This window comes from Bradyrhizobium sp. SHOUNA76 (assembly GCF_023006445.1).
Lineage (GTDB): Bacteria > Pseudomonadota > Alphaproteobacteria > Rhizobiales > Xanthobacteraceae > Bradyrhizobium.
Window position 1 is genome coordinate 1 of sequence record NZ_JALBHA010000562.1, and the last position, 3,865, is coordinate 3,865.

The following is a 3,865-nucleotide window of genomic DNA, read 5'->3' on the forward strand; positions in this document are numbered from 1 at the left end:
CTCGCGGAGGTGGCGGTCGGCCATGCCGAATCGCCGCTCGATCTCATCGGGCGCGAGGGCGCCGAAGGCATCGAAGAAGCGGCTCCACACCGCGCGCGGGGCGCCGTCCGGCCCTAAGAACTCGTCGGGAATGCCGGGCAGGCGGCTATAGTCGCGGACCCATTGCGCGAGGCGGCGCTGGCCTTCGCGCTGTCCCTGCGTTCTACCCGCCTTGTCGTCCTGTTCCGCTGCGCCCTCGCCCATGCGCCTCTCCCTGCCCCACCATCATACTCATTGCAGGAGCGGGGTCCGCAAGTCGAGGGTCAGCGGAAACTCATTTGTGCGTTCCTCGGGCGGCGGTTGCATCGCCCCCGGCGTGTGGCCGTGGTCCTGGAAGCGCGCCAGCCGCCGCGCCTCGGCCTCGTAGGTGTTGACCGGCTTGGTGTCGTAGCTTCGGCCCCCGGGATGGGCGACGTGATAGACGCAGCCGCCGAGCGAGCGGCCGTTCCAGCTGTCGATCAGGTCGAAGGTCAGCGGCGCGTGGACGGGAATGGTCGGATGCAGGCCGGAAGCCGGCTGCCAGGCCTTGAAGCGGACGCCGGCCACGGCCTCTGAGGAGCGACCGGTCGACGTCATCGGCAGGCGGCGACCGTTGCAGGTGACGATATGGCGGCCCTCGACGAAGCCTTCGGCCTTGACCTGGAGCCGCTCGACGGACGAGTCGACATAGCGCACGGTGCCGCCGGCCGAGCCCTCCTCGCCCAGCACGTGCCAGGGCTCCAGCGCCTGGCGCAGCTCCAGCGTCACGCCGCCATGATGGACGCGGCCGAAAGCGGGGAAGCGGAATTCAAGCTGGGCCAGATACCATTCCGGCTCGAAGGGGTAGCCGAACTGCTTCAGCTCGGTGAGCACCTCCACAAAGTCTTCCCAGATGAAATGCGGCAGCATGTAACGATCATGCAGTGCCGTGCCCCAGCGCACGAACTTGCCGGCTTGCGGCTCGCGCCACATCTTCGCAATCAGCGCGCGGATCAGGAGCTGCTGCGCCAGCGACATGCGCGGATCGGGCGGCATTTCGAGCGCGCGGAATTCGACGAGACCGAGTCGCCCCGTGGGCCCCTCAGGCGAATAGAGCTTGTCGATGCAGATCTCGGCGCGGTGGGTGTTGCCGGTGATGTCGACGAGCAGATGCCGGAACAGCCGGTCCACCAGCCACAGCGGCGTCTGGTAGCCCGGCGGCGGCACGTGCGAGAGCGCGATCTCGAGCTCGTAGATGCTGTCGTGGCGGGCTTCGTCGATACGCGGCGCCTGGCTGGTCGGGCCGATGAACAGGCCGGAGAAGAAATAGGACAGCGACGGATGCCGCTGCCAGTACAGCACCAGGCTCTTGAGAAGATCAGGCCGGCGCAGGAACGGCGAATCCTGCGGCGAGGAACCGCCGACCACGACGTGATTGCCGCCGCCGGTGCCGGTGTGGCGGCCGTCGACCAGGAAGCGGTTGGCGCCGAGGCGTGTCTTGCCGGCGTCCTCATAGAGCCCGACGGTGATGTCGACCGCCTCGCGCCAGCTCTTCGCCGGCTGGACGTTGACCTCGATCACACCAGGGTCGGGCGTCACCTTGATGACTTCGATGCGCGGATCGAACGGCGGCGGATAGCCCTCGACATGAACCTGAATCTGCATCTCTTCGGCGGTGGCTTCGAGCGCGGCGATCAGCTCGAGATAATCCTCGATGCGCTCGACCGGGGGCATGAAGGCGCAGAGCACGCCGTTGCGGACTTCGACCGACATCGCGGTGCGGACGGGGACGGACGTGTTGAGATGCTCGGGATTGACCCGCGGTGGCGCTTCCGGACGCGCCGGCAACGTGAATACCGGCAGCTTGCCCCGCGCCTCCATCGGGTCCTGCTCGACGATGTAGGGATATTGGTTGGGCGGGACATAGCCAAGCGAGCCGATCGGCAAGCGCAAGCCCAGTGGTGAATCTCCCGGCATCAGGAACAGATGATTGCGTCGGAGTTGCCAGCGCTCGCTGCGCCAGCGCGGCGGCGCGTTCCACCGTTGCACCGGCAGCACGAAGCCGCGCGGCGTGTTGAGGCCCTCGTCGAACACGCGCGCCATGCGCGCGCGCGCTTCCGGATCGGACAATTTGGAGTCGGAGGGATCGACGTTGACGGGAAGCTCGGCCTCCTTCTGGAGCCAGTACGCGGTGTCCTCAAAGGCCGGCATGATGTAGCCGGGATCCAGCCCGAGCCGCAACGCCGCGCCCTCCACGAACGCCTGGGCGTCCTTGACCTCGGCGCGCCGCGGATTCTCGATCTTCGCGATCAGATCGGCATTCTTCCAGATCGGCACGCCGTCCTTGCGCCAGTACAGTCCAAAAGCCCAGCGCGGCAGGCTTTCGCCGGGGTACCATTTGCCCTCGCCATAATGCAGCAGCCCGCCCGGCGCGAAGCGCCTATGCAGGCGGCGGATCAGATCGTCACCAAGGGCGCGTTTGGTCGGACCGACCGCCTCGGTGTTCCACTCCGCCGCTTCGAGATCGTCGACCGAGACGAAGGTCGGCTCGCCGCCCATGGTGAGCCGCACGTCGGCGCTCGCGAGATCGCCGTCGACCTGCTCGCCGAGATCGTTCAGCCGTGCCCAGGATTCATCGGAAAACGGCTTGGTGATGCGCGGCGCCTCGCGGATGCGTTTCACGCTCATGTCGAATTCGAACTCGACCTCGGCAAAGCCGGCGCCGCCGGAGATCGGCGCAGCCGAACGATAATGCGGAGTCGCCGCGACCGGGATGTGACCCTCGCCTGCGAGCATGCCGGAGGTGGCGTCGAAGCCGATCCAGCCCGCACCCGGCAGATAGACCTCGGCCCAGGCGTGCAGGTCGGTGAAGTCGTTCTCGACTTCCGGCGGCCCCTCGATCGGATCGATGTCGGGACGGATCTGGATGAGATAGCCGGAGACGAAACGGGCGGCGAGACCGAGATGACGGAAGGTCTGGATCAAAAGCCAGGCGGAGTCGCGGCACGATCCGGCACCGGAGGAGAGCGTCTCCTCCGGCGTCTGCACGCCGGGCTCCATCCGGATGATGTAACGGACGTGCTTCTGAAGCTCGCGATTGAGATCGACCAGGAAGTTGACGGTGTTCGGGGCCTCAGGCGGGATCGCATCGAGAAATTTCGCGAACAGGCGATCGGGCTTGATGGTCTCGAGATACGGCGCGAGCTCGGTCTTCAAATCCTTAGAATACTCGAACGGAAAGCTGTCGGCATAGGGCTCGACGAAGAAGTCGAACGGGTTGACCACCGTCATCTGCGCCGTGAAGTCGACCTCGATCTTCAATTCGGTCGTCTTCTCCGGGAAGACGTAGCGCGCCAGCCAGTTGCCTTGCGGGTCCTGCTGCCAGTTCACGAAATGGGTGGATGGCGTGACCTTGAGCGAATAGCTCAGGACCGGCGTGCGCGTATGCGGCGCCGGCCGCAGGCGGATGGTCTGCGGTCCAAGGTCGATCGGACGGTCGTATTTGTAGTGCGTGACATGATGCAATGCGACGTAGATCGACACGGGGTGCGGTGCTCCAGCAGCTTTTTTGAGCAGAACACCTGATGTGGGTGCGATCAAGCACTAACAACGGGCAGAGGGTGCCTAGGAAGTGTCCCAGATGCCCCGGCAGGAGCGAAGCGTAATCTCGGCCATACGGGCAGTATCGTAGCAACCATTAAATGGCGGCGGTGTTTTGAGCCGTACGGATCGCCTGCGCCTGCCATGATGACGCCGCGCTCGCGTCCGTCAAGGCGTGGCCTGGCGGCAGATCGGGTGAGGTTGGGGCGAGCGACGGCCATCCTTGACGGACGCTGCGCGCGGCGCCAGGAGGAGCCGCAGGTCGGGA

2 protein-coding genes are annotated in these 3,865 nt (G+C 65.9%); both read right to left on the reverse strand.

What is annotated here, in order from left to right; translation table 11 throughout:
• Positions 1–243, reverse strand: a 243-nt coding sequence (locus MOV74_RS33265; protein WP_246931225.1) for a hypothetical protein, incomplete at its 3' end; no start/stop codon positions are given.
• A 27-nt stretch (positions 244–270) separates the two neighbouring features.
• Positions 271–3,540 carry a DUF2126 domain-containing protein gene (locus tag MOV74_RS33270; RefSeq protein ID WP_246931226.1) on the reverse strand — a complete coding sequence of 1,090 codons (3,270 nt, stop codon included), beginning with the start codon at positions 3,538–3,540 and terminating at the stop codon, positions 271–273.
• Between the last annotated feature and the right edge of the window lie 325 nt (positions 3,541–3,865).